This window comes from Chitinophaga sp. GbtcB8 (assembly GCF_019091455.1).
Taxonomy (GTDB): domain Bacteria; phylum Bacteroidota; class Bacteroidia; order Chitinophagales; family Chitinophagaceae; genus Chitinophaga.
Map to the genome: position 1 here is coordinate 41,633 of NZ_JAGXJN010000040.1, position 25,365 is coordinate 66,997.

The 25,365-nt window shown below is 49.4% G+C and carries 20 protein-coding genes; 8 read left to right on the plus strand and 12 right to left on the minus strand.

The genetic code is table 11. The annotated features are described in order from the left end of the window. The first annotated feature begins 65 nt into the window (after window positions 1–65). On the plus strand, window positions 66–1,331 hold the full coding sequence (locus tag KVT36_RS26430; RefSeq protein WP_217606450.1) for a lipopolysaccharide assembly protein LapB: 1,266 nt from the start codon (window positions 66–68) through the stop codon (window positions 1,329–1,331). A 53-nt stretch (window positions 1,332–1,384) separates the two neighbouring features. On the opposite strand, the gene KVT36_RS26435 is transcribed toward KVT36_RS26430, so the two are convergent. Both KVT36_RS26435 and KVT36_RS26440 read right to left on the minus strand, forming a co-directional pair. Beyond that, window positions 1,385–4,858 carry a M1 family aminopeptidase gene (locus KVT36_RS26435; protein ID WP_217606451.1) on the minus strand — a complete coding sequence of 1,158 codons (3,474 nt, stop codon included), beginning with the start codon at window positions 4,856–4,858 and terminating at the stop codon, window positions 1,385–1,387. Next, window positions 4,852–5,733: an ABC transporter ATP-binding protein gene (locus KVT36_RS26440; RefSeq protein WP_217606452.1), complete on the minus strand. Its 882-nt coding sequence runs from the start codon at window positions 5,731–5,733 to the stop codon at window positions 4,852–4,854. The genes KVT36_RS26435 and KVT36_RS26440 overlap by 7 nt, the downstream gene beginning before the upstream one ends. Before the next feature lie 202 nt (window positions 5,734–5,935). Here KVT36_RS26440 and KVT36_RS26445 point away from each other — a divergent pair, with 202 nt between their 5' ends. Continuing rightward, window positions 5,936–7,420, plus strand: a complete 1,485-nt coding sequence (locus KVT36_RS26445; protein WP_217606453.1) for a sensor histidine kinase — start codon at window positions 5,936–5,938, stop codon at window positions 7,418–7,420. After that, complete coding sequence (locus KVT36_RS26450; RefSeq protein ID WP_217606454.1) at window positions 7,417–8,136, plus strand: LytTR family DNA-binding domain-containing protein; 720 nt, start codon at window positions 7,417–7,419, stop codon at window positions 8,134–8,136. Before KVT36_RS26445 ends, KVT36_RS26450 begins: the two co-directional genes overlap by 4 nt. Before the next feature lie 57 nt (window positions 8,137–8,193). Here KVT36_RS26450 and KVT36_RS26455 read toward each other — a convergent pair whose 3' ends face one another. From KVT36_RS26455 to KVT36_RS26495, 9 genes are all read right to left on the minus strand, one after another. Beyond that, a complete protein-coding gene (locus tag KVT36_RS26455; protein WP_089911048.1) occupies window positions 8,194–8,373 on the minus strand; it encodes a hypothetical protein in 180 nt (59 codons plus the stop codon). Between the two features lie 256 nt (window positions 8,374–8,629). Further along, window positions 8,630–10,831: a hybrid sensor histidine kinase/response regulator gene (locus KVT36_RS26460; protein WP_217606455.1), complete on the minus strand. Its 2,202-nt coding sequence runs from the start codon at window positions 10,829–10,831 to the stop codon at window positions 8,630–8,632. 170 nt (window positions 10,832–11,001) lie between these two features. Further along, complete coding sequence (locus KVT36_RS26465; protein WP_217606456.1) at window positions 11,002–11,205, minus strand: hypothetical protein; 204 nt, start codon at window positions 11,203–11,205, stop codon at window positions 11,002–11,004. 217 nt (window positions 11,206–11,422) lie between these two features. After that, on the minus strand, window positions 11,423–12,118 hold the full coding sequence (locus KVT36_RS26470) for a LytTR family DNA-binding domain-containing protein (protein ID WP_217606457.1): 696 nt from the start codon (window positions 12,116–12,118) through the stop codon (window positions 11,423–11,425). Between the two features lie 151 nt (window positions 12,119–12,269). Beyond that, window positions 12,270–12,878 carry a hypothetical protein gene (locus KVT36_RS26475; RefSeq protein WP_217606458.1) on the minus strand — a complete coding sequence of 203 codons (609 nt, stop codon included), beginning with the start codon at window positions 12,876–12,878 and terminating at the stop codon, window positions 12,270–12,272. 51 nt (window positions 12,879–12,929) lie between these two features. Beyond that, on the minus strand, window positions 12,930–14,246 hold the full coding sequence (locus tag KVT36_RS26480; RefSeq protein WP_217606459.1) for a DUF4302 domain-containing protein: 1,317 nt from the start codon (window positions 14,244–14,246) through the stop codon (window positions 12,930–12,932). 7 nt (window positions 14,247–14,253) lie between these two features. Continuing rightward, window positions 14,254–15,156 (minus strand): putative zinc-binding metallopeptidase, encoded by a 903-nt coding sequence (locus tag KVT36_RS26485; protein WP_217606460.1) that lies wholly within the window; start codon window positions 15,154–15,156, stop codon window positions 14,254–14,256. A 30-nt stretch (window positions 15,157–15,186) separates the two neighbouring features. Then, complete coding sequence (locus tag KVT36_RS26490; protein WP_217606461.1) at window positions 15,187–16,638, minus strand: RagB/SusD family nutrient uptake outer membrane protein; 1,452 nt, start codon at window positions 16,636–16,638, stop codon at window positions 15,187–15,189. Continuing rightward, on the minus strand, window positions 16,638–20,027 hold the full coding sequence (locus KVT36_RS26495; protein ID WP_217606462.1) for a SusC/RagA family TonB-linked outer membrane protein: 3,390 nt from the start codon (window positions 20,025–20,027) through the stop codon (window positions 16,638–16,640). The genes KVT36_RS26490 and KVT36_RS26495 overlap by 1 nt, the downstream gene beginning before the upstream one ends. Before the next feature lie 407 nt (window positions 20,028–20,434). Between KVT36_RS26495 and KVT36_RS26500 the strand changes: the two genes are divergently transcribed. Next, complete coding sequence (locus KVT36_RS26500; protein WP_217606463.1) at window positions 20,435–22,045, plus strand: hypothetical protein; 1,611 nt, start codon at window positions 20,435–20,437, stop codon at window positions 22,043–22,045. On the opposite strand, the gene KVT36_RS26505 is transcribed toward KVT36_RS26500, so the two are convergent. Further along, on the minus strand, window positions 22,042–22,299 hold the full coding sequence (locus tag KVT36_RS26505; protein ID WP_217606464.1) for a hypothetical protein: 258 nt from the start codon (window positions 22,297–22,299) through the stop codon (window positions 22,042–22,044). The two genes, KVT36_RS26500 and KVT36_RS26505, sit on opposite strands and share 4 nt — an antisense overlap. A 138-nt stretch (window positions 22,300–22,437) precedes the next feature. Here KVT36_RS26505 and KVT36_RS26510 point away from each other — a divergent pair, with 138 nt between their 5' ends. The 4 genes from KVT36_RS26510 to KVT36_RS26525 all read left to right on the plus strand — a co-directional run bounded on the left by KVT36_RS26510 (window position 22,438) and on the right by KVT36_RS26525 (window position 25,364). Next, on the plus strand, window positions 22,438–23,121 hold the full coding sequence (locus tag KVT36_RS26510) for a VIT1/CCC1 transporter family protein (protein ID WP_217606465.1): 684 nt from the start codon (window positions 22,438–22,440) through the stop codon (window positions 23,119–23,121). 51 nt (window positions 23,122–23,172) lie between these two features. Then, window positions 23,173–23,364, plus strand: a complete 192-nt coding sequence (locus tag KVT36_RS26515) for a hypothetical protein (protein ID WP_143080980.1) — start codon at window positions 23,173–23,175, stop codon at window positions 23,362–23,364. Window positions 23,365–23,457: 93 nt separating this feature from the next. Further along, complete coding sequence (locus KVT36_RS26520; protein WP_217606466.1) at window positions 23,458–23,814, plus strand: hypothetical protein; 357 nt, start codon at window positions 23,458–23,460, stop codon at window positions 23,812–23,814. A gap of 146 nt (window positions 23,815–23,960) precedes the next feature. Continuing rightward, complete coding sequence (locus KVT36_RS26525; RefSeq protein WP_217606467.1) at window positions 23,961–25,364, plus strand: TolC family protein; 1,404 nt, start codon at window positions 23,961–23,963, stop codon at window positions 25,362–25,364. Window position 25,365 lies beyond the last annotated feature (1 nt).

The following is a 25,365-nucleotide window of genomic DNA, read 5'->3' on the forward strand; positions in this document are numbered from 1 at the left end:
AATTGGAAATGTAATCTAAAAACAAACCATACTTATATTGTTATCAGCAACTAAAAATTGAGCTCATGAAAAAACTATTGGTATCTTTTCTTTTTTGCAGTGCCGGACTTGCTGCCGTTGCGCAAAAAGGTAAGGTTAACAGCGCGGAAGACGCACTGAAGAACCAGGACCTTGCAAAGGCTAAAGCGGACATTGACGAAGCCCTGCAAAACGAAAAAACTAAAGATGATGCCAAAACATGGTATGTAAAGGGCAAAGTAATGGAAGCCATGGCCACTAAAGATAAGAGTGTGCCGGAAGCGCTGGAGGCATTTGATGCTTACCAGAAAGCCCTGGATAAAAATGCAAAGATGCCTGAGGCGCTGCTGGAAATTAACCAGCGTATGTTTAACCTGTATGCTACTGTAGGTAACGCAGGTTATGGTAACCTGAACGACCAGAAATGGGACTCAGCCTACCAGAACTTCCATAAGGCATTTGAAATTGCAAGGTATTACAATGGCAAGAACCTCAGCGGTTCCATTCCCACGGATACTTCTATGACCTTTTACCTGGGTTATGCTGCACAACAGGCCAGCCAGAAAGACGCTACCTTAAAGGATACGGCGCTGACCTACCTGCAAAAAGCAGTAGACCTGCAGTTTAAAGGCGAACCGGCCCTGTATGTAATACTGGCACAGGCTTACGAAGAAAAAGGCGATAACGCCAACTGGTTAAAAACCATTGAAGAAGGTAAGAAAGCCTACCCGAAAGACAAGCGCTTTAACGACATGGAAATGATCTATTACTCCAAAACAGGTAAAACTGCGGAGTTAATGACCATGCTGGAAAAGAAGGTACAGGAAAATCCCAACGATTTCCAGACCCAGTTGGATTATGCTATCCGCGTGGATAACATGGCCAACCCCCGGGATGAAAAAGGTGAGGACCAGGCTAAACCTGCTAATTACGATGAGCTGATGGGCAAAGCGGAAGCAGGTTACAAAAAAGCCCTGGAGCTGAATGCCGCCGACCCTACCGCTAACTTCCAGTTAGGCGCCCTGTTCTTTAACCGCGCAGTAGGTTTTAATAAAGAGCTGAATGGCTTAAGCAGCAAAGAGCAAAGCTCTCCCAAAGCAAAAGAGCTGCAGGCTAAAGTAGAAGAGCTGATGAACACTGCGCTGCCTTACTTTGAGAAAGCAGATGCCGGTTTTGCCGCCAAAGGCAACCTGGAAGCTGGCGACAAGCAGACCTACGAAAGCTGCCTGTACGCGCTGCAAAAGATCTACGCTATCAAGAACCAGACTGCTAAGGTGGATGAAGTGAAGAAGAAGCTGGACGGATTGAAATAGTAATTACGAATTAATTATAGGCCGGCCTGAAAGTGATTTCAGGCCGGCTTTTTTTATAAGATTATTTTGTTGTCTGTTTTGTTTTCTTCCAGTACATAATCATAAGGATCTATGGATATGGAATGCAGTTTGCGTTTTGCCGTGAGCGTTAGTACGGTGGTGTTTTTATTAAAGTGATGGTGCTGTACGGTAAGCTGTTGCCCGTCAAAGAGGCCAATGTCAAAATTATCGTTGGGTGATAATGGTTTGCCGGCGTCTGTTTTATTGACCGTAACCCGGAGCTGTAGCTTATAAAGACCGCCGGGTAAGGGTTTGCAGGAGATCATTTTCAGCTGTAATGCAAATACGATCACTTTTTGCAGGTTATCTTCAATCACCTGCCGCTGGGCTGCAGTAGCGCCCTGCTGTAATTCGCTGATAAGATCCGCTGGTGTGGCCCTGGGGCCGGGCCAGGCATGTTTGTTTAACAAACGCTGAAGGGCTGCGTTAAGCGCTGCTTCGCCCAGGGCCTGGCGAATGGCATACAGGGCCAGGCCGCCTTTCTGGTAATATACAAAAGGCTGATCTGCTGTGCGGGACAGTGGCAGCTCCGGTTTGCCGGTATTACGCATACCAAAATACAGGTTGTTATCTGCCCGCTGGTAAGAGTGCAGCTGCTCCCTGCCAAAGTGCTGTTCCAGCACCGCGGCCTCCGTATATTTTGCCAGCGATTCTGTAAGCAGCGCAGCACCCGGGCCATTTGCCGGGCTTAGCTTGTTGGCCCACCACTGGTGCGATGTTTCGTGTACTGTTATGGCATAGGCCTGGTTTACCTGCGCGGTATCCTGGTAGCTGGCCAGGAAATTAATACGCTCTGCGCCGAATATTACGCCAGGGTAGGCGGTGGCTGCGCCGCGGTACTGCGGTATTTCAGCCAGTGTAAGCTGCGGCAGGGTATAAGGTCCAAAGTGCTGAGTACAATAATCCAGCGTATTTTTCATGGCCTGCAGCATTGCCGCAATATTCTGCTCATGGCCTCTGGTATAACAAATGCGCAGCTGTACGCCTTTATACATTTCTTCCTTAACAGCATAATGTGCTGCGCTCAGCGCAAACATGAAATTAACGGGTGCAGTGGTTTTATAATGAAAGTACCGGTGCTGCCCGCTTACCCAGGTATTTTGCAAGGTACCCGTGGTAACTACATATTGATCTGCAGGAGCAGAGATGGTGGTTTCCAGGTCAATGAGATGATAGGCCGTATCTGTTGTAACAGCTGTATCCTGCACTGGCAGGCCGTTACGCTGGCGTTCATATGCATCTGTTATTTCAAAGCCGGGATTGTAGCCCAGGAAGGGTACAAATTTTTCCAGCTCAATATAAGTGCCGTTGCGTACCACGCTATGCTCACTGTCAAAAGCGGTGAACCCGGAGCGGTTTGTTTGCAGGGAAAATAACAGGGGCAGGGTATCGCCCGGTAGTAACGGTTTTTTCAATATAAACCAGTATTGATGAAAGGCAGCATCTGCTTTTTGTTGCAGTGCGCCGGGTACGGTGATTTGAATGTTGCTTACGCTGGGATCTATGGCTACCCAGATCTTTGAAATAACTGCCCGGGAGGTATTTTGTAAACGATAGCTACCGCTTACTGTATACATGGCCCTTGCAGGATGCAGGGCTACCGTGGTTTTTACAGAAGTAATAACCGGTTGTGGCAGATGGGCGAGCGGTTTATATTGCTGTTCATACGCGGCCTGCCAGCGCAGCTGTGTGTTATTGCTCATATAATGGCTGCGTATATTGGCCTGGTAAAAAATGTAGATCCCGCAGCTGATCCATACAGTGATACTAACGGCCAGCCCTATACGTGCTGTTACCGGCCAATGCGTAAATAAAACACGCCAGCGTTGCCTTGCCGTTAATTGCCGGCCGCCTTGCCATAAACGCAGTGCCGGCAGCGCCGGTATTATTGCAAAGGCGCACCAGTACAGCATGTACCAGTTAAAGGCATACGTGTAATGCCCGTACCCGTTCATGTGAGCATACAACAGGTCCGGTACAGTAGCATAACGTAACAGGTAATGTTCTATACCCAGCCGCCGGCTGAATATGATCAGCGCTACTACAAACAGGTTCAGTAACATGCCCAGGTATTTATTGGGCGTTAGGGTTTGAATAACCAGGATCAGTACGGCAAACAGGAATAAAGGCAGGCCGCTGTAATAATAAAGGGAAACATATACTGCCCATTGGGGCTGATAATAAGCATTGGCCAGCTGTAACCCCAGGCCTATGCCTATATTGGCGGTAATGAGGATGGCCACCAGGAGGGCCAGTGTTACGCATTTTGCGGCCCATATCACTGCGCCAGGCGCCGGTGTGCTATATACCAGCGGCTGCATGTTAGCGGCCTTTTCACGGGTCAGTAATTCTGCGGCATAAAATATCAGCAGCAGCAGAGCAGGGCGTACGGTACGCATGGCTTCTGCCAGGTAACCGGTAACAGGGTAAAAATGAATGCCGTAAGGGCCTGCTAAACTATCTTTTAACTCCACCGTATACAGGAAGATCCATAACAGCAGCAGGGCCATAAAGGGAATGTGTTTGCATACAAACCATACTTCCTGTTTAAGCTGGGAGTAAAATACAGAGAGCGTATATTTCCAACCCTGCGTATGTACGGTTACGTTATAACAGGGTTGGATCACTGCTTCCTGCTGCGCTGTTGTAACCGTTTTTTTAACCGTTCCCAAAGTAAGGCGGAAAGCAAAAAAGCGGTAGCACACTGCTAACAGTGTCAGCGCAAAACCCGTCCATAATAAGCGGTTCAGCAAAAAAAAACCTTGTAAGGGAAAGAGCTGTGTGTTGCGCTGTACACTGGTCCAGCTGCGGGTTTCGCCAAAAAAAGCAGCAAGTCCGAAGGGGTCCGTTAGAACGGAGAGCGCATCCGGCCCGCCTGGCTTTAATGCAGATGCGGCCATCATGGGGGAGTTGCTTAATATAGCAGCGGTGAGGTAAAGGATGTATAACAACAGTCCCGCTACATAAACAGCCCTTGCACTGCGCGTAAATACTGCTGTGCAAAATAACAGGCTGGCGGCCAGCAATACATTTGGTAAACCAAACACCAGCAAAGGCTGGCAAAAGCTGAACAAATGAAAGTCGCCCCGCTCCCCGGCGGCGCCAATGGCAATGCCCAGCACCACGCAGCATAACATTACAAAGGTTACACCCAGTAATCCCAGGAAGCGAACGGTAAAATAGTGCCCGCGTTTTACCGAAGTGGTAAACAATACGGCCTCCATCCGGCAGGCGGTATCCCGCAGCACCACGTTGGCGCAAAACAGCGTGCACGCAAATATGCAGCAGAGGGAAAGCAGGCCTACCGTAACGGTGATCACATAGGGCGAATTTTTATGTACCTCCGCACCGCCAAAGCTGCCATACGTGAAAAGCAGGCCCAACGCAAAGAACAGCACCGCTGCTATTTTAAAGGAAAGCTGGCGGGCATGGTATAACAGCTCAAATTTTAATAAAGCGCTTAACATACGGCCTCCTCTTTTAATGCAGAAAAATAAACGGCTTCCAAACCGGGGTAAAAAGGCTCAAAGCCGCTATCCGGGCATTGCGCAGCCAGCACATACACCTGTACCTGCCCGCCGGTTCTGCGGGTGGAGATCACCTGCAAGGCCGACTGGTAATACTGCAGCAATGTTTTGCTTACAGTTTTGCGCCATACTTTTCCTTCCAGCGCAGCTGTTAAGGCGGCAGGTTTGCCCTGTATAATTATCCGCCCGCCGGCCAGTACCGCCATTTCCGGGCACAGGTCGTGCACATCATCTACAATGTGCGTGGATAACAGTATCACTACCTGCTCGCCAATTTCGCTCAGCAGGTCGTGGAAGCGGTTGCGTTCCTGCGGGTCCAGGCCGGCGGTAGGCTCATCTGCAATGATCAGCTGCGGGCTGCCCAGCGGCGCCTGCGCAATGCCAAAACGCTGACGCATGCCACCGGAAAAGGTGCTTACGGCCTGCTTGCGCACGGAATATAAATTGGTTTGCTGCAGCAGTGCCAATACCTGTTCCTGTCTTTCTTTTTTATGCAGCAAACCTTTCAGCACTGCCAAATGATCCAGCAGGGCCAGCGCAGATATTTTCGGGTATACGCCAAAATCCTGCGGTAAATAACCCAGGCGGCTGCGCAGGGTTTGCGGCTGTTGGTGAATGTTATGCCCGTCAAAAAATACCTGCCCGCTGTCCGGCAGCTGCAGGGTGGCCAGTGTGCGCATGGGGGTGGACTGCCCGGCCCCGTTAGGCCCCAGCAGGCCAAACAGGCCGTTAGAAATATTCAGGGATACATTGTTGAGCGCTTTTACACCATTGCCATAACTTTTGGTGAGCTGCTGTATCTGTAGTCGGTACATGGGGGTGTTGTTTTAGTGAACAGGGGGTAAATTAGGCGTGCTGCAGGCGCTGTTCAACAATAAGTGATGGCGGATAGGGGATGGCTGACAAACGCCCTGTATGGCCCTGTTTCCGCGCAAAAAGACCTACATCATGAAAACCGGTACGTTCGTCATTAAAATTTGTGCGGGTATTATATTCGCTGTTCTTTTACCTGGTTATATGTTACGTACTAAAAATATTCCCGCGTTTTTTTCACAGCATGCAGATGCCTGGTTGTTTGCCGGTTTGCTACCCTGGCTGCTGATCTTACGGAAACCTGATCCTGACTGGGAAGCGTACGGCCGTCAGCTGCTGCTGTTATTCTTACTGCTGCTGCCTGTGCTGGTGTTTGGCTGGTACAGGCAGCGCTGGTTACGGCAATTTTCACGTAAGGGATATATAACCTGCTGGCTGATCTGTTTTGGCGGGGCCTTACCGTTAACCACCTTTATATTCTTTCGCCTGCAGCCCCCGGGGCTGGAAGGTTTTTTCCCGGTGAGCTGCGCGATGGCTGCGCTGATATTAGAGCTGCTTTTAACAGCCAATGCCAGCTACCGGCTGCAGGTGCAGCGTATTCCGCTGCTGCAAAAGATCAGCCTGGAAAATGCAGTGTTTATCACCATCGCCCTCATCTCGCTCACACTGGCGGTAATGGGCGTATCCAGCCTGCATGATCCGCGGTATCATACCCCGGAGCAATTGCTGATAGGTTTTGAGTTCAGCATTATAAAGATCCTGCGGTACTTTGGTACATTCCTGTCGTTCTTTGTACAGTTCCTGCTCATGTATTTGTGCGGGTACCTGTTCTTTTACATTAACAGCCGTTTCCTGGTATTGAAGGTATTAAAGCAAAAGGGGGTGTTATGGTATATCCTGGCCGCTTTTGCAGCGGTAGCTGTATGTTATCCGCTGATTGCGCAGCTGTTAATATCCCTGCCTGTTAATCACTTGCTGGGCACTATTTTTCCGGACAACCCCTTTAAGCTGGAAAATGCTTTTGCAGCACTGGGTATCCTGTTATTCAGCCTGCCGGTAATACTGGCGGTGCAATGGACCCGGCAGAACAGCCGCATTCTGCAGCTTGAAAAAGAAAAGGCAGGTACGGAGCTATACCTGCTGAAACAGCAGCTTAACCCTCATTTCTTTTTTAACACGCTCAATAACCTGTATGCGCTTAGCTTACAGCAATCCCCGCAAACGCCGGAAAGCATTCTGCAGCTCTCTGACCTGATGCGTTATGTGATCTATAAAGGGCAGGAGCCGCTGGTAGGTATTGGGGAGGAAGTAAAGTACCTGGAAGATTATATACAGCTGCAGCAGATACGGCTTAAGAAAACACCGGATCTGCGTTTTACACAAAACATTACCGATCCTGCTTTGCAGATACCGCCTATGCTGCTGATCGTATTTATTGAGAATGCGTTTAAACATGGCATTGAACCTGCAGAAGAAAATGCCTTCCTGCACATTCACCTGCAGTGTGAAATCGGGCAGCTCTATTTCAGCTGTGAAAATTCCTTTGAGCCGCAGGCGCCTGCTGCACCTGGCATTGGGCTCAGCAACCTGCAAAAGCGGCTGGCGCTGTTGTACCCCGGCAGCCACCTGCTGCAAACGGGGGTAAAAAATCATACTTTTAAAGCCGAATTGCAACTGAACCGCTTATGAGCATGCGCTGCCTTATAGTTGATGATGAGCCCCTGGCCCATGAAGTGATCCTGAAGTACATGGAGGACATTCCTTTCCTGGAAAACAGCGGGCAGTGTTACCGCCCTGCAGAAGCGCTGGAATTCCTGAGCAAACATACGGTAGACCTTATTTTCCTGGACATCCGCATGCCTAAGCTCAATGGCCTGGACCTGTTAAGAGCGCTGCAGCAACGCCCTTTGGTGATCATTACTTCTGCCTACGAAGAGCATGCGCTGGAAAGCTTTGAGCTGGAAGTATGCGATTACCTGTTAAAACCTTTCCGCTTTGAACGTTTTTTAAAAGCCGTTAACCGCGCACTGGCCATGCATACGTTAAAAATAAAGGCCGGTGATCCTGCACCCGCAGCACCCGTTAGTAAAACACCTGCGCAGATCTACATTAAATCCGACAAAAAGTTTGTGCTGCTGGACCTGGATGCGGTGTACTACCTGGAAAGCCTGGGTAATTATGTGAAGGTATGGGAGGCCGATAAATTCCTGTTAACTCCGCGCACGCTCAGCAGCTTTGAGGAGCAGCTGCCGGCCGATGCTTTTGTACGCATCCATAAATCATACATCCTGAACAAAAAGTATGTGCATTATATTGAAGGCAATACCATTGGCCTGAAGAATAAAAAGCAGCTGCCGCTGGGCAAAAATTATAAACACCTGGTAAAGGAGCTGCTGAACAAATAAGAAAAGCCCTCCGCGGCATAGCGGAGGGCCTTTTAGTGAGATCCTATCCTTGGACTATTAGCCTTTCTTAGCTTCTTCTTTTACTTTCTTTACGTGGTGATGAGCAGCTTTCTTGGTGGTGTCGCTGGCCATTTTAGCTTCTTTAGGATGTTTGGTTTTTGCATCCTGTGCAAAAGATACTGCGCTAACGCTCAGAAATAATACAGCGGCTGCGATCAGGCTTTTCGTGATTTTCATGATGTTTGTCGTTTTAAAAATTGATTAAGTAATAATGTGTTTTTTAGAATTGCTTTGCTAAAATTAGGGCAAGTATCTACGGGTTAGGGTCCGGTTTCGGTGAACGGGGAATAAGTGTCGTTGAACAAGGAAAAAGCACAGGTGTGGTGAGTAAATGATTAACGCTGAATGCTTAACGCTTAACGCTAAAATAATGCAGCGTATGGCCTGAAAGCATTGCGTCCGGCGTTCAGCATTCAGCGTTTTGCGTTCAGCATTACAAAAGTATTTCCAGGGCTTCTTCCACTGCCTGCAGGCATACCTGTTTCAGTGATTCAAACTGTGCGGCGGTTTGGGTGGGATCGTAATGTTCATCGCTTAGCTGCTCCATAGGATCCAGGAAAGCATACAGCTGGTGTTCCAGGCCAATAAAGGCAACGGTGGTTTTAATATTATGTGCAATACTGCGTATAGCCGGTATGTCTGCTGCAGTAATGGCGGCTTTTAGCAGTGACAGGTCTTCCGGCAGCTGTGCAATGAACTGTTGCAGCATGGTGTGTTCAAATGCCTTATCACCTTTGGAAAGATCCTGCAGGTATTGCAGGCTTATTAAATGGGCCGGCAGCTCTTTATGGTTAGGCACGGATGTATGATTCACCAGCCATTCCGGCGGGCCGGTTTTGCCGGTAAATACCTGTATGATACGATAGAGCTCTTCTTCCCGTATGGGTTTGGCTACATATTCATTCATGCCGTAGCTCAGGCATTTTTCCCGCTCGCCGGCCATGGCGTGGGCTGTCATGGCTACAATGGGAATGTTGGAGCGCAGCTCCTGCCGTATTTTGCGGGCGGCGGTATAACCGTCCATTTCAGGCATTTGTATATCCATCAGCACCAGGTCAAAATGTTGTTTTTCCAGGGCCTGTAATACCTCTATACCATTGTTCACTACATGAAAATGCAGGTGCCAGTTATACAGCAAATGCCGCAGCAGGTCCTGGTTCATGCGGTTGTCTTCCGCTATCAGCAGGTGCGCATCTGTATAAGGCGTTTGCCCGTTACCGTTGTAGAGTTCTGTGCCGGATTCGGGCATTACTTCCCCTAGGGTGTAGGGCAGCTCTATGGTAAAGGTGCTGCCTTTGCCCGGCTGGCTTTCTACGCTTGCTTTTCCATGCTGCAGCTCCACCAGCTGTTTTACAATGGCCAAGCCCAGGGCGGTGCCGCCGTATTTGCGGGTGGTATTGGCTTCTGCCTGGTTAAAGCGGTCAAAAATGTAGGGGAGCTTATCTGTGGCAATACCAATGCCGGTATCTTTCACGGTAAAGAGTATACGAACATTACTGTCGTGCTGCTGCACCAGGCTTACCCGGATGGTAACGGCGCCTTCATTGGTGAACTTGATGGCGTTGTTGGTAAGGTTCACCAGCACCTGTGTAAGCCGTAATACATCGCCGTACAGGATGTCCGGAACATTATCTTCTATCAGCATTACCAGGCTTAAATGTTTTTCCACGGCTTTGGGCAGGAACATGGTTTGCAGGGAGTGCAGGCTGCCCCGCAGGCTAAATGAAACAGGCTCCAGCCGCATCATGCCGGCTTCTATTTTGGAAATGTCCAGTATGTCGTTGATAATATCCAGCAGGTTTTCTCCGGCGCTTTGAATGGCAGATACGTATTCTTTGGATTTATCGTTCAGGGACTGTCCCTGCAGCAGCCGTGTAAAGCCCAGCACCGCATTCATGGGCGTACGGATCTCATGGCTCATATTGGCCAGGAACTGCTCTTTAATGGCGGAGAGCTTGCGTTCCTTTTGCTGTGACTGATCCAGCGCATCTATCAATTGCTCCTGCTGATGGATACGGCTGATGATATATAAAAAACCCAGCAGGCTGGCTATACAGGCGCAGCATACCAGTATGGTGCCCCAGCTCTGGGCTTTTTGCCCGCTGGTATCTATTATGTGTACAGTGCGGTTCACCACGGTTTGCCGGGTGCTGTCCAGCAGGTGGATAATGGTGTTGATGGCTTCTCCCAGGCGTTTGCCCTTTTCGCTGTTGATCACCTTTTCCGCTGCCTTTTTACCCGGCCCGTAAAAGGTATCCAGCACCTGCACATTAAAGTTATTTTTTTCATCCACCAGGTAATTCAGCTGGGTTAGCAGCTTTTCCGTGCTATCATCCAGCATCATTTTATTGATGGTGTTCAGGTCGGATTTAATGATGGCTATTTCCGCTTCAATGCCGGTTACATGCAGGGTGTCCTGGGAAATAACGGTGCCCCTAACCTTGCTGTCGGTTTTGGCCATGTTGGTTTGCAGCTTCTGCAGCTCATTTTTTACCCTGAGCTCCTGCAGCACCTGTTCATTGCCGGATATAAGTTTGCGGATGTTCTTGGAAGAGTTGAACTGCAGTATGATGAAGAGGATCATACCTGTGAGAAACAGGCCCAGTAAATAGTATTTGATCCGTTTTGACTGCATGAGTAGCTTATATCTATCGTTTAAGGCCCTTCTAAATTACGATTTTAGCGGTACTGATGGTAAGCAATGCGCTAAAGGGAAAAATCTGGTCCCGCGTGATACAGCCGGACCAGAACAATTCCGTTTAACGTTGTAGTGGGACGTTAAACCTGTGCTTACCTCAACGGGCCTTATTTGGCTTTGGGAGCAGCAGCAGTCGTTTTGGCTTTTGATTTTGCAGTATGATGATGTTTTTTGTGTGCTTTATGTGCTTTCTTAGCAGGAGCGGTGGCTTCTTTCTGTGCAACATGTTTAGCTGCAACAGGCGTACCGGCAAAAGCGGATGCACCTACAAATAACATAGCGGCTGCCATTAATATTCCTAACTTTTTCATTGTTTTGTTTTTTTGTTGATCAATTGTTTAACGACCTAAAGATACGGTGGTGTAAAAGGCTGTATGAGCACAAATTGTTCAACAGGCAACAGCTATCGGTGGAAAAGGAAAAAGTGTCGTTTAATGTGCAGGTGTGCAGATATGCAGATGTGCAGATGAATGCCCGCGAAGATCTGCCTTTATTATTTGCACATATGCATATCTGCACATTTGCACATTAGAGCAGGTTCAACCTGCTGTTCAGCGGGCTTCTGTAAGCATCTGCAATGGGAATAGCGTTGTTAAAGATATTAATAGTGCCGTCTTCGATGGCTTCAATCTTATCTAATGCCACAATATAGGAGCGGTGCACCCGCATAAAACGGGCGGTGGGTAATTTTTCTTCCACAGCTTTCAGCGTGGTGTGAATGGCATGGAATTTTTGCGTGGTGTGCAGCTTCACATAGTCGCCCATGGCTTCCAGGAAAAGGATATCCTCCATTTTAATGCGCTTCAGCACGCCGTTATCGCGAATGAAGATAAATTCATTATCTGCTACCTGCAATTCGCGGCTATTGCTGTCCAGTATTTCGCGGGCTTTTTCAATGGCCTGTATAAAACGGGCGGGGTTTACCGGTTTTATCAGGTAATCGGCTACGTTCAGCTCAAATGCTTCTACTGCATACTCTTTTTTAACAGTGGTGAAAATAATGACCGGGCGTTTGCGGCCCAGGTTGCGGGTAAGCTCAATGCCGCTCATACCGGGCATTTCAATATCCAGCAGCAGCAGGTCTACCTTTTCCTTTTGCAGGATGTTATAGGCTTCCATGGCGCTATTGCATTCCGCCACTACCTGCAGGTGCTCTACATGGCTGGTAAGCTGTTTCATGGCGGTACGGGCCAGCTTGTTGTCGTCTACAATGAGGCAGTTCATGCATGCAATTTAGGAATTAATGCTGAATGCCTGCTTATGCGTAACGCTAAATGCCGAACGCTTAACGCTAAAATGCAGCGTATAATGGATGACCGGTAATGACGGAGTTCAAAATACGCGGCAGGAAGCGTTAAGCGTTCGGCGTTTAAAGCTAATCTTTCAGCTTCAGGTATGCCTTCACCTCCTTATAGTTATTCCAGTTTATATTCTTCGCCTTCCGGGCGTTAGCGCCGCCGGGGATCAGGATGTAGCGGTATTGCTGGATCTTTTCACCGCTATCTGAATCTATGAACGTGCTGGGGTCAAGGTTGGAGTACAGGGCAATGCCGCCGGTTAAGAAATTAACGTTGATGTTCACGTTAGAATATACGTCGTAATAGGGCAGGGGCACTACGTTGGGATCAGCAGCCGTACCCAGGTTCACGTACACTTTCATTTCACCGGTGGTTAGTATGGTCTGGTCCAGCTTTGGAGCATCTATACCACTGAAAAAGCCCAGGGTATCCAGCACACCTGCATTCCTGAAAGTATCTGCCTCAAATACTACATCCAGCCATTCAGAGTAAATAACGTTGGCGGTGCCGGTGTCGCCCTTTTCACCCTGTGGGCCGGCTGCACCTGCAGCACCGTTTGCACCGTTTGCACCGGGAGGGCCCTGTTCACCCTGCGGGCCGGTGGGGCCTTCTTTAGAGCAGGCAACATATAACAGGCTAACGGCCAGTAACATCAGGCAGGCAATGTGCGTGGTAACTCTTTTCATAATACAGTAGTTTGAGTGAAAGAATGATGAATTATTAAGCTTATAAACGATTTAATATTCCCAGGAGATCCAGGCCAGCGCATCTTTTGCGCTTACCATGTCATAAGTGGCGGCGCCGGTTTGCACCAGGTAATAACCGCGGGCCTCTATCATTTGCGTATTGGTGCTCTCAAATGCTGCAGTAGCAGCCGCCGGCACATCGCCCAGGGTACCAAACTCGCGGAAAATAATGCGGCCATCTGTTGTAAAGGTGGGCGGCACATAGGCGGATCCAAAATCAAGGGAAAGCGCATCCGGCTGCACGATTATATAACCCAGCAGGTCATAGATAATACCGCTTTGGCGGCCATAGGCCGGCCAGAAGATCAGGAATGCAAAGTTGTCAATGCTGCGTACGTGAAAGGCATCGTCCACACCATTTACATGAAAGCCGTTATTGGAAGCCCAGTAGCTATCCTGCTGAGCGGCAAACTGCCACCAGCGCCGCGGGGCCTGCAGGTCTACACGCGCAGGCCTGATAGCGCCTGCAATGCTGCCCTGCGTGGCGCCGTTAACCTGCACCTGCAATGTATTGCTGCCTGCATTCCAGCTGCCGCTGTTTAAGCTGGTGATCGTAACTGCGCCATCTGTAAAAGGGGTAACCAGGACAAGCCCCTGGCTGGTGTAGTAAAAACGGGCGGTAACCCGGTGCGGGTTGCCACTATCATCTACCCAGGCAAATGTGATGGTATGCTGCCGGTTATTAAAAGTAATATCGTAGGCATTAGTGCCCCAGCTAAGACGTTTGAAGTATTGCAGTATACGGCCCAGGTACTGGAAGTTCAGCGCTTTCCGCCAGCCGCCGTTCTGCCAGGCTGCTTCCTGGGGGGGCGTGGCTTTGTACAGGGTTACTTTGGTTTTGTTATAGCGGCCGGTGAGCTTTATGCTGTCGGCCGTTGCGGTGTCTATGGCAAATTCAAAATCAGATTGCAGGCCCGTACCATCATCCCCGCCATTCACGGTTCCGTCCGGGTCGGCCAGCATGTGCAGGTAGGTGTAAGTATCAAAGATCAGGCTGGGCTGCTGCAGGGCTTTTAGCCGGTAGCTGCTTTCCCGGGGAGTGCCGGAGCTGGTGGTGTCAATATCCGCATAAGTTACTACGCGGTTGGTTTCATTGAACTTAAAATGAAAGTTGAAAATGCTGCCGGTACCCGTGGTGATGCGTGCTTCCCAGCCATTGGGCGCAGCTGTGAGCGCGGCCTGGTACTGGCTCAGGGCCTGGTTAATGCGCTCATCCGGTGAAAGGTCAAAAACGGATTTATCATCTTTGCGGCAAGCGGTGAAAGATGATAGTATTAATAAAAGGCAGTATGCCAATCGTGATCTCATTTGTACATCATTTAATCAGTGCTACAATGGACGCTCTGGTCCTTGCCTGCAGGTTGTAAAAATTAATGTGCCAGGTATCGTTGAAATAATTCACTACAATGGTTTCTTTCTGCCGCAGCTTGTCTTTCGCAACTTCTGCAGTAGTGCCATTGGGGCTGGTACCGGTAATGCTGTTCACCAGGTTATCAAAACCTGCCTTGCCTTCTGTAAGCATAATGGAGATCATTTCCACGAAATCCTCATCCGGCGCGCTCATGGCATAGGCGCTTATAAACCCGTCCTGGTGGGCTGTTTCGTCAGATACATTGTTCCAGTTGGAGGTATAACGCCCAATGGATATACGTTTAAAGTCGGGCGTGTACAGTACGTTCTGGTGCAGGATGTGCCCAAACTCATGCTCTATGGTATGGAACATCATTTTCACGTTGCTGGAGTCGGAGGGGGTATAGTCGCTCATACCCTTTATACGGAAATCGTTCAGCACATACAGCACAATACGGCGGCCGCCTTCTGCAGTGCCCAGGGTAATGGTGCCATCCGGGTTATAGCTGGCGCTGCCTACCAGCACAAAAAACTTGGGGCATAAACGTTTCATAAATATTTCGCCTGCTTCTGCTACATAATTATTGATCCATACTTTTTTTATAGCGCTCAGCACGGGTATGATCTTCTCTTCCTTAGGCGGCACCAGCGTGCGGTTAAGTGCCAGCTCGCCCTGGTCCCACTTGTATTTAACGGCAATGTTATAAGGTACGGTCAGGCTGTCCATGATCCAGTTATCAATGGGGCCGGGCGTCCAGGTATCGCCGCCCAGGCCGGGTATATTATCTATGTCGCCCAGGTCGTCGTCTTTTTTACAGGCGGTTAACAGGCACAACAAAAAAGCGCCTGCAAGCAGTATATGTTTCATTTGTGTATTGTCTTTTAAGGTCATCATATATTATCGCGGATTCAGTTTTAAGCCGGCCAGCTGTGCGGATTGCGGCAATTGAAATACCCGGCGCGGATCGTCCTCGCCCAGGACCAGTATATCTCCATCAGTTGTATAATGCGTTACGGGGGCTTTGTAGCGGATCAGGTCCAGCCAGCGCATGCCTTCCTGCACATACTCTGCCCGTTTAAAACCAAACAGCGTGCTGAGGATACCACTTTGCAGGTTACTGGTGCCATAGTAGTTCCGGATCTTAGTGGCGTTAATAATATGCTGGCTGGCATCGTAATTGGCAATGCGCGTACTGGCGTAGGCATTCAGATCTGCCAGCGCTGCAGTGGTATTGTTCAGGTAAACATTGGCTTCAATGCGGTTAAACAGCACTTCCTCTGTGGTAAGTATGGGCACTACCACATATCCTACGCCTATATCTGCGTTAATAGAGCTGCGTACAAAATGTTCATTGATCTTGGGCAGCAGGTAATTGTCTGTACCGGAGGTGAATACCTGGAAGTTAAATGCCCAGTTGCCGCCGGTTACATTACGGCGCAGGATCTCATCCCGCTTGCCGGATGTAAGGCCATAACGCACCGTGAAATAATTGCGTGCCCACCAGGATACTGTTTCCACCAGCAGCAGGTTGGCTGGTTCTGTGGCGCGTGCGTAACGTGCATAAAGCTCAAGGTAGGTAATGCTGGTGTAGGTGGTGTTCCAGGGCCGCAGCAGCGCTGTAACGTTACCGGTAAGCACCTGGTTGGCATGTTCCAGCACTTTGGCGTAATCTTTCTTAAATAAATAAAAACGTGCGGCAAATGCGTGTGCGGCTGCGGTAGTAAAGTGATAGCGGGGAACAGCATAGCGGGCATCGTTCAGCAAAGGAATACCAGCGGTAATATCCTTCTCTATCATATCGTACACATAACTTACGGTTTTGCGCTCATACTGTTTCATCACTATATTTTCCGGTACCGTTACATAGGGTATGCCCGGGTCTGATGCGGAAGTATTTGCATCATACACTTTTGAAAAAACATTCACCAGCATAAAATGTGCGTAGGCGCGTGCCAGTAAGGCCTCGCCTTTTTCAGAGCTGTAGGCCGATTTATTCGTTGCCTTTTCACATACTTCCAGCGCCTGGTTAGCGGCGGCTATGGCGGCATAACAGGCATCCCAGTAATACTCCGGCGAGTCCTGCTGATCATCCCGCACATCCCGGAAAAAATAAGGGTCCACATTGGTGTTTTCCAGGTCCCCGGCGCCTTTATCATCCACGTTATCGGACATGGATTCAAAGAACGACATATAATTAGCCTGCGGGTAGGCAGTGCCCAGCAGCTGGGCCACCTGCTCCGGTGTGTTCAGCTCCGCACGGTTATCCGGTGGTTTTTCCAGGTACTTTTTACAGCTTGTGCTCATGCACAGCACTAACAGCAACGTATATATGAATAATTTCTTCTGCATCAGATACTAACTTTAAGTGAAAGCGTGAATTGCTTTTGAATAGGCTGCGCTACCCCGCCGGAATTAAAAAATTCAGGGTCCTGGCCCTTAAGCTTACTATCGGAGTAAATGAGCCAGGGATTAATAGCAGCGCCGGTTACGGAAATGTTGTTAAAATGCATTTTCCGCGAGAGCTGCGGTGGCAGCACATAGGTGAGGGATACGGTTTTTAACCGCACAAAATCGCCTTTGGCCACCCGCTCTGTGGAGTAGTTGTAATTGTTGTAGGGACGCGCCCCGCTCAGGGTAGCTTGCTCAAAGAGGCCTGCTATAGAGGGCACGTTAGTCTTAAGCTCATCGCCCGGCATTACCCAGCGGTCCTGGAATTCTTTGGGCATGGCATCCAGGTCAGAATAGCTGGTTTTAAAAGCAGGGTACAGGCGGATCTTATTGCCGGCCTGGTAGGTAAGGAATATATTGAGGGAAAAGGCTTTGTAGTGGAAAGTGTTGGAAAAGCCGCCGGTGTACACGGGATCTACCGGGCCTTCATATACCAGGTAATTTGTGTTCTGATCCTGCAGGTACACTGCTTGCGCGGTTTTGCCTGTTTCGTCGGTGAACTGTGGCACGCCTGTTTCATGATCCAGCCCCTTGTAGCGGATGGAGAATAAGCTGCGCACCGGGTAGCCCTGCTTATTACCGCCTTCCGGTACTACCAGTGAAAAAATGTCGGGCTGGTTCCTGGCATCCGTGATCTTGTTGTAGTTATATCCAAAAGTGAAGTTGGTGCTCCAGCCCCAGTCTTTTTTGCTGATCACTTTTCCGCCTATCAGCACATCGGTGCCATAGGAATCCATGTCGGCATAATTGGCGGCCTTTAAAGGCTCACCGCCAATGCCGGAGGTTTTAATAATGCTGATGAGGTCAAAACTTTTACGCTGGTATACATCTACACTAAAGTTCAACCGGCTGTTAAACAGGCTGGCATCTATGCCTGCATTGGCGGTGTAGAGCTTTTCCCAGGTGAGGTCTGCATTTTCCAGGTTGGCCAGCTGTATCACGGATTCTACTTCTGTTAAATAAGGCCGGCTGGTATTAATGTTGCGCAGCACAATGCTGGAGTTGGTGGCAGGCCCCATGCTGGCTGTTAAGCCATAGCTGCCGCGCAGGGTCAGGTAATCTACCCATTTTACATTTTCCATAAAGGGCTCCCGGTCTGCATTCCAGGCGCCGCCTACGCTCCAGGTGGGCAGCCAGCGTGCGCGGGTGGATTTGCCCAGGCGGTTGGAACCATCGTAACGCGCGGTTGCGGTGAGGTTATATTTAGAGCGGTAGGAGTAGGTGCCGGTACCGTAGAACGCTACAAAGCGGTCGTAATCCTTGCTCATGCCGTAATAAGGGAAATTGGTCTCTATGGTTTGCTTTAGTATGCGGTAGTCATACAGCGGGGTGCCGCCGTTATTATACTGGTACCCATAACCGGTGTTGGAAAAGTTTTGACGGTCGGCCGATTTTACCTGCATACCACCCAGCAGGTTCAGCGCATGCTGATCGTTAAACGTATGGTTATAGTTTAAGCCATTGCGGAAATCGTAGCTCACCAGCTGGTCTTCCGTACGGTTGTAAAAACCGCCGTAAGGCAGCACCACTACCGGTTCTGCTTCAGGATCATCCGGATCGCGGTACAGGAATTTATTATTTTGCCGGATGGTGGAGTTGCCGGCTGCGCGATAGGCCTGCGCCATGTTTGCATTCTCCGTGATCTGGTGCTCGCGGGTTGACTTTACATACCGTAACGCACCTACGAACTCATAGCGTAAGCCGGGTGTTAGCTGGTAGGAGAGATCGCCCTGCAGGCGCAGATCGAGCACGTTTATATCCATGTAATTATTCTGCAGTTCGTTGAGGATGTTAAAGGGCGCAAAATTGCGGCGGAAGTATTCCGGCTTTCCCTTTTCATCATAGGCCGTTAAGGTGCGGCTGGTATTCAGCGCGTAGCTGAAAGGGTTAATGTCAAAGTCACGGTCGTACTGCCCCTCTACGGGATTGCTGTTACGGGCCAGGGCGCCGGGCGCTTTCTGCTGGCGTACAGAGGCCAGGGTGGAAAAACCTACGGATAAGCGGTCGGAGAATTTATAATTGTTGCGGAAGTTAAGCGTGTAGCGGTGCACGCGGTCGGCTACGGTCCAGCCATTATCGCCGTAATAGCTGGTGGAGAAATAGGACTGCGACCTGTCTGTACCAAATGAAATGCTCAGCGAATGCTCCTGCATAAAGTTTTGATTGAACAGCAGTCCAAACCAGTCTGTATTGGCGCGTGCATAACGTTTTAAGAATTCCGCTTTAGCTTCCGGGGTATTCTGCAAAGGAAAGCTGCCATTGGGATCAGCATTCATCAGCTCATACATTTTACCATACACGCCGTTATCTGCTTTATCCAGTATGCTGGGGTACAGGATGCCTTTGCGGTCCAGCTCTGCCAGTACAGACATTTGCTGGCCGGAGTTCATGATGTTGTAATTGCTGTAGCTGGGTTTCAGCTGGGTGCTGAAGTTGCCTGTATAGGTAACTACGGGTTTGCCTGCACGCCCTTTTTTAGTGGTGATCACAATTACCCCGTTCATAGCGCGTGCGCCGTACAGGGCGGCTGCGGAGGCATCTTTTAATATATCAAAGCTTTCAATGTCGTTGGCGTTCAAACCTGCTACTGCGGAGCCTAAGAGGGTAGTAGGGTCGCCGCTGGACAGCTGTTCGTTGGAGATGTTCACAATATCTTCCAGCACCACACCATCCACTACCCACAGGGGTTTGTTATCCCCGTTAATGGAGGTGGCGCCACGTATGCGCACTTTGGGCGCTGCACCAAAGGTGCCGGATACGTTCTGTACAGATACGCCGGCAGCGGGGCCTTCCAGCATGCGGCTTACATCCACCATACCGTCTATCTTCACATCTTCTGCCTTCAGGGATACAGCGGAACCGGCAAATTTTCTTTTGTCTACATTCTGGTAACCGGTAATGATCACTTCCGACAAATTACCTTCCAGGGAAACCAGGCTTATATACAGGCGTTGCCCGGTAAATACCCGTACCTGGGAAGCCTTGCCTACAAAGGAAAAACGCAGGGAGTCGCCCCGGCGGGCATCCAGCATAAATTCACCGTTTGCATTGGTTTGTGTGCCTCTGCGGGTAACCAGGTTTTCGACGGTAGCTCCGGGTAGCGCTACCTGCTCTTTTGCATCGGTAACCGTACCACTGGCTTTTGTGGCGGGGAGTGTGTCCTGGAAAGCTGCCGCAGGCCCTGCATATGCATGGGCGGTAGGTAACAGGGGCAGTAAACAGAATACCAGGAACAGGATCCGGAACCATTTCACCGGGTGGAAATGACAATAGCTGTCCGTTAAAATCATAAACGATCTTTGATTTTGGTTCTAATATTTGGGTGTAGCGGTCTACGATAAAAAAAATCGCATCACAGGGTAGGAGTTAAGCTCTGGTAAACATCTTTTGTAATAAGCCCGGAATATTGGTTGATAGCGCCTTTCAGTGAACTTGTTATAGGTACAAAATGATCCTGGTATAGATGTATTTACTGAGGACCCCCTCTCACAGATTTATATCACAGATTAAATATTACGTATGTTCATTCACGTTTTATCGTGCTTTCGAAAAACCCTCGTTAATTCTCTCTTTCTAAGTTAATAAATTATTTGAACAAGTTTGATCAGTATTTTTTGGGAAAGCAGTTGCCAGGATACTTCTATAAATTATTAATTTTTAATATATTTGACGCTGGTAATTCATTAAAGTAATGAGAATGATGCTGCGAACTGTAAGCCTGTTTATCCTGTGCGGGGTTTGTTTTTATGGTAGCGCGCTTAAAGCGCAGGTTCCCCAAGTTTCCCTGAGCGCTGCTTTCCCGGAGCCGGAAGCCGATGGCTGGGATAAGGTAGTACTGCTGCCTAACGGCAATACCTGTTACTTACATTTTGATAAAAGCAAGGGCATTCAAAGCTCTTTGTATAATGCTGCCCGGGAGCTCACCGTATCAGACGTGATCACGGGCCGGCAGTGGGATACGCGCAACATGAACGATACTGAAATTGACGGGGTGTATGCTATTAACGGGCAGGTAGTGATCTTTTTGCAGCAGCTCATTAAATATAAACCCACCCTGTTTCGTATAGTAATAGACGGTACCAGCGGCCATTTGCAGCAGGAAGATAAGATAGGGGAGCTGCCTACGGTGCTGCACCGCGAAGCATTTGCCCTGAACAACCTGGCCTCCCATGACTTTTACGTGGCTAAAGACCCTGCCAGCGGGTATTATGCCGTGGCCTTCTTTGCCGGCGGTGAGCTGCAGCGTAAAGAAAATGCAAAGGAGCGCATACAGGTAATGCATTTTAGCCCGGAGCACCAGCTGGTGAACCAGGCCTGGTACAGCCTGCCGGATAGCAGTGCGCTGCCCTACTGCAGCTACCTGGATATGGCGGTGCAGGGTAAGGAAAACGTATACCTGTGCACGGTAGGTTTTAATACCAAACGCAGTGGCCCGCAGGCCCAGTCGCAGGTAATAGTATCTGTATTAAAAGCCGGGCAAACGGAGTTTCAGCACCAGCCCCTGGCTTACACCGCCAACTTTGGAAATGCCTATGCCAGCCTGCAATGGGTGGCGGCTACCAAACGCCTGCAATTATTGCTGGTAGCGGCGGAAGATGCGAAGGCCAAACCGGATGAGCGCCGGTGTTACCTCAATTACCTGGATAATAACGGGCAGCTGCAGCAGCAAAATGTTTTGCCCCTGGATAAATTAGCCAACTACAACGGCTTACCACAAATGCTGACCGTACAACCGGATGGCAGCGCCATTGTGCAGCTGGAACAAATGCAGCAATTTACCCAGGGTAAGAACGTGTACAATATGCAGCACACCAACCTGGGGGATATTGGCATTTGCAGCATCAGCGCAGGCGGGCAGGCCGACAGTGGTTATGTGATCCCTAAAATGCAGGTAGCCAACGGCGCTTTTGAACCCTTATACCTGCAACGGCAGCACCGCGGCACCTGGATGTTCCGCAACCGCGTAGCCGCGCTGAATACCACACCGTACCTTTCTTTTGACCACATACGTACTAACCACGGGGATTATACCCTGTTCAATGATTACCTGCAGGCGCTGGACCGTGGCGGCACCTTTGAGGCCAGGAAGCCCCTGCGCTATCTTACGGAAGCCAATACCATCTGCTACCGCTACCAGAAAGGCCAGGCAGAACGTTTGTTCCTGTTTGGCAGCCCGCAAACGGATAAAGCGTACTATTGCATGCTGGGCGCGGCAGACCGTAATGTGAAGGAGAATAGTTATGCCACCATCCTGGTAACCCGTACGGGCGATGACCGGAAAGCCTGCATAGCGTGGATCAGTTTTTAATTGCAGGAGAAAGTTTCTTCAATGGTTTGCTGTAAAGCTGTTTTCCGGTGCCGTCCGGAAACAGGCTGCTGATGGCGGGTGCTTTTTAAGGTTAAATGCAGCCGGGTAACCTGTTTTTGCCGCGGACGCTGATGCGCAGATGTAGTTCCCTGTTCCGGCGAAAATAAATAATAGATCAGCATTACCGACAGCACAATGGCCTTGCTCACCAGGTAAAGTATGAGGATGGAAATAATAGGCTCTTGGTGGAACATTTGCTTGCTATTTATGGGAATTACGTGGATATAGTCAGTGCCCTGGTTTTTCACATTCTACAAAGGCCGCAATAACATATCTAATATACAGATTTTAATATAATTTTCAGGTAGATTTTGTCTTTCTCAAATTTTTCTATGCACCAGGAACAGCATCTTCAAAGCTCTGATTTTATTACTGATGTGGTTATTGGCATGGCCGATGGGTTAACCGTGCCTTTTGCGCTGGCAGCGGGCATCAGCAGCGCGGTAAGCAGCAACAGCATTGTAGTAACCGCGGGAATAGCGGAAATAATTGCCGGGGCTATTGCCATGGGCCTGGGCGGTTACCTGGCCGGCAAAACGGAGTGGGACCATTATTACGCGGAGCTGAAACGGGAATATTACGAGGTGGAGCACATGGCTGAGCAGGAAAAAAAAGAGATCCGCGCCATATTCGCCGGTTATGGTATCAGTGAGGATACGCAGCACCGCATAGCAGACGAGCTGGCCATGGATAAGGACAAATGGGTGTCTTTTATGATGCAGTATGAGCTGGGCCTGCAGCAGCCCAACCCGGCCCGTGCACGTACCAGCGCCATTACCATTGGCCTGTCCTACATTGTGGGCGGGTTAATTCCACTGTCGCCCTATTTTTTCACAGCAGTCCCTACGGACGGGTTTAAAATATCTGCCGTGGTTACCCTCATCTGCCTGTTCGTGTTCGGTTATTTCAAAAGCAAAGCTACCGGGCAGCCCTTGCTGGCAGGGGCGTTAAAGGTAATGTGCATTGGCGCTGTGGCAGCAGCAGCTGCCTACCTGGTGGCCCGCTGGCTCTCATAACGGCAGCATTTTTGCAGCCGGTAGGGTAGAGCAAAATTTACTGTTATGACCATGAAAAAAACAACCGGGGCCAAACGGGCCATTAAACAGGAAAAGCGCGCCGCTGCCGCTACCCCGGTAAATAAAAAGGCGCCCAAAAAAGAATTTAACGACGATAAGAATAATGAGCTGGAAGGTTATGATGAAAATGAATATGATGCAAAGGACAAGGCTGATGCAAAACGCAAAAGCGGTGGTAAATAGCTTTCCGCTTCTTAAAATTACATTAAAAACTGTGGACTTATTCCCTATTTTTGCGTTTCCGCAATATCTTTGCGGTTGATAAAACAGCGAGTATTGAAACGTTTGATACACTTATTCCTTGCCTGCTTCTTTTTCCTGTCACAACAGGGGGGGGACGTGTACCCGCACCAGCAGGCCGTTTCAGATGCTACGGCTTATATTACCCATACACCTGCGCAATTTCCTACCCGCGCAGCTGTCAGCACCAGTCACCGCTTAACATCAAAACCCGAATATTTTAAACGCCGCCCGGTTGGGCTGAATGACGGGCATGATCATGCACCGGTTGCCTATAGCTACTACGTACGCCCGGAATTTGTATATATACATACCTGTTATCACTGTTACGCGCAAACGTTTATAACCGTTTCTATTGACCTCCGCGACTGGCGGGGCCCGCCCATGGCATAATTGTTAAGAATGTAAAATGTAAAATTTTAAATGCTGAATGTAAAAGTTGAATGCAGCGGTTAACCTCCTTCACCTTTTACATTTAAGATTTTACATTTATCATTTTACATTCCATCTCTCTTCTTTTTCACTAAAACAGACTTTTAATGATTTGCTATTGCAGAAAAGCAGTAGGTATTGCCGTGTGCATAATGATGCAGGCAATACCCGCCGCTGTATGGGCCCAACAGCCGCAAGGTTATACGCTGGGGCAATTAACGGATGCGGCCACGCATCACCTGCCGGCCATTTTACAAAAGCAGGCGCTGGTGAACGGTGCACGGGCCAATGTTACAGATGCCCGGCATACCGCTTTGCCTTCACTTAAGATACAGGACGAGGTAACCATGGCCACCGCCAACAGCGCTACCGGCACTTATTTGCCAATGGGGCAAATGATCTCTACCTCCGGCGCTATCCGCGCAGATAATATTTCACAACCGGCCAGCGGCAATATTGGTATGCTGTACGGGGAGTATGAGCTCATCAACTTTGGCCTGCGCAAGGCGCGGGTAACAAATGCAGAAGTGAATGAACAACTAGCGGAAACAGACCTTTCCAAAGACATATACCTCCTGAAGCTGCAGGTAGGCAAGCTTTATTTTACCATGCTGCGTAACCTGTACCAGCTGGGGGTGGATGAACAGAATATTAATCGCTACAAAGCGGTGTACAACGTAATTCAGGCCATTGCCAAAGCCGGCATCCGGGCGGGGGTAGATTCTTCCCTGGCCCTGGCGGAACTGTCGCGCGCACAGATCAGCTATGACCGCAAGAGGGGGGAGATCACGCAATTGCAGCAGCAAATGGCCTTTCTTACCGGCATACCTGACAGCATCCGGATAGATACTTCAGAGAAACGGTACGATGTGGCTTTAAGCCCGGCAGCCTGGAGCAATACGCCGGATACACAAAACCCGCTGGTAACTTATTTCCGCAAACAACGGGAGCTGTATGAAGCTACCAATAACCTGATCAAAAAAAGCTACCTGCCAAAGATCTTACTGGCAGGCGGTTTATGGGGCCGGGGCAGCAGTATTGATTATGCGGATGCCAGCAATTATAAATCAATGACTACCGGCCTGGGTTACCAGCGTTTCAATTATGGAGCAGGCCTTGCATTTACCTACAACATTGTTGACCTGGTGCACCGGAAAGATAAGCTGGCTGTGAATAGCTATAACATACAGGCTAGTAACTACGGGCTGGAACAGCAGCAGCAGGCCTTAAATACGGCCCTGCACCAGGCGCAAACCGCCATTCAAACCGCGGAGGCCAACCTGCAAAACCTGCCCGTGCAGCTGCAGGCAGCTACGGATGCGTATGAGCAAAAAGTGGCGCAGTACCGCGCCGGCATCATTAACCTGGTGGATCTTACCAATGCCTCTTTTGTGTTGTACCGCGCGCAAACAGATTATGTGGAAGTGCTGAACGACTGGCTGCAGGCCAATCTTGACAAAGCAGCAGCTACCGGCAACCTGGATCTGTTCATTCAATCAATTAAAAATTAAG

Bases quoted from the DNA above. Each gene is read 5' to 3' on its own strand.
- KVT36_RS26470 (WP_217606457.1), bottom strand. From the start codon at position 12,118: ATGAACTGCCTCATTGTAGACGACAACAAGCTGGCCCGTACCGCCATG.
- KVT36_RS26515 (WP_143080980.1), top strand. From the start codon at position 23,173: ATGAAAAAAACAACCGGGGCCAAACGGGCCATTAAACAGGAAAAGCGC.
- KVT36_RS26455 (WP_089911048.1), bottom strand. From the start codon at position 8,373: ATGAAAATCACGAAAAGCCTGATCGCAGCCGCTGTATTATTTCTGAGC.
- KVT36_RS26525 (WP_217606467.1), top strand. From the start codon at position 23,961: ATGATTTGCTATTGCAGAAAAGCAGTAGGTATTGCCGTGTGCATAATG.
- KVT36_RS26435 (WP_217606451.1), bottom strand. From the start codon at position 4,858: ATGTTAAGCGCTTTATTAAAATTTGAGCTGTTATACCATGCCCGCCAG.
- KVT36_RS26480 (WP_217606459.1), bottom strand. From the start codon at position 14,246: ATGAGATCACGATTGGCATACTGCCTTTTATTAATACTATCATCTTTC.
- KVT36_RS26485 (WP_217606460.1), bottom strand. From the start codon at position 15,156: ATGAAACATATACTGCTTGCAGGCGCTTTTTTGTTGTGCCTGTTAACC.
- KVT36_RS26460 (WP_217606455.1), bottom strand. From the start codon at position 10,831: ATGCAGTCAAAACGGATCAAATACTATTTACTGGGCCTGTTTCTCACA.
- KVT36_RS26510 (WP_217606465.1), top strand. From the start codon at position 22,438: ATGCACCAGGAACAGCATCTTCAAAGCTCTGATTTTATTACTGATGTG.
- KVT36_RS26440 (WP_217606452.1), bottom strand. From the start codon at position 5,733: ATGTACCGACTACAGATACAGCAGCTCACCAAAAGTTATGGCAATGGT.
- KVT36_RS26500 (WP_217606463.1), top strand. From the start codon at position 20,435: ATGATGCTGCGAACTGTAAGCCTGTTTATCCTGTGCGGGGTTTGTTTT.
- KVT36_RS26450 (WP_217606454.1), top strand. From the start codon at position 7,417: ATGAGCATGCGCTGCCTTATAGTTGATGATGAGCCCCTGGCCCATGAA.
- KVT36_RS26495 (WP_217606462.1), bottom strand. From the start codon at position 20,027: ATGATTTTAACGGACAGCTATTGTCATTTCCACCCGGTGAAATGGTTC.
- KVT36_RS26445 (WP_217606453.1), top strand. From the start codon at position 5,936: ATGTTACGTACTAAAAATATTCCCGCGTTTTTTTCACAGCATGCAGAT.
- KVT36_RS26490 (WP_217606461.1), bottom strand. From the start codon at position 16,638: ATGCAGAAGAAATTATTCATATATACGTTGCTGTTAGTGCTGTGCATG.
- KVT36_RS26505 (WP_217606464.1), bottom strand. From the start codon at position 22,299: ATGTTCCACCAAGAGCCTATTATTTCCATCCTCATACTTTACCTGGTG.
- KVT36_RS26465 (WP_217606456.1), bottom strand. From the start codon at position 11,205: ATGAAAAAGTTAGGAATATTAATGGCAGCCGCTATGTTATTTGTAGGT.
- KVT36_RS26430 (WP_217606450.1), top strand. From the start codon at position 66: ATGAAAAAACTATTGGTATCTTTTCTTTTTTGCAGTGCCGGACTTGCT.
- KVT36_RS26475 (WP_217606458.1), bottom strand. From the start codon at position 12,878: ATGAAAAGAGTTACCACGCACATTGCCTGCCTGATGTTACTGGCCGTT.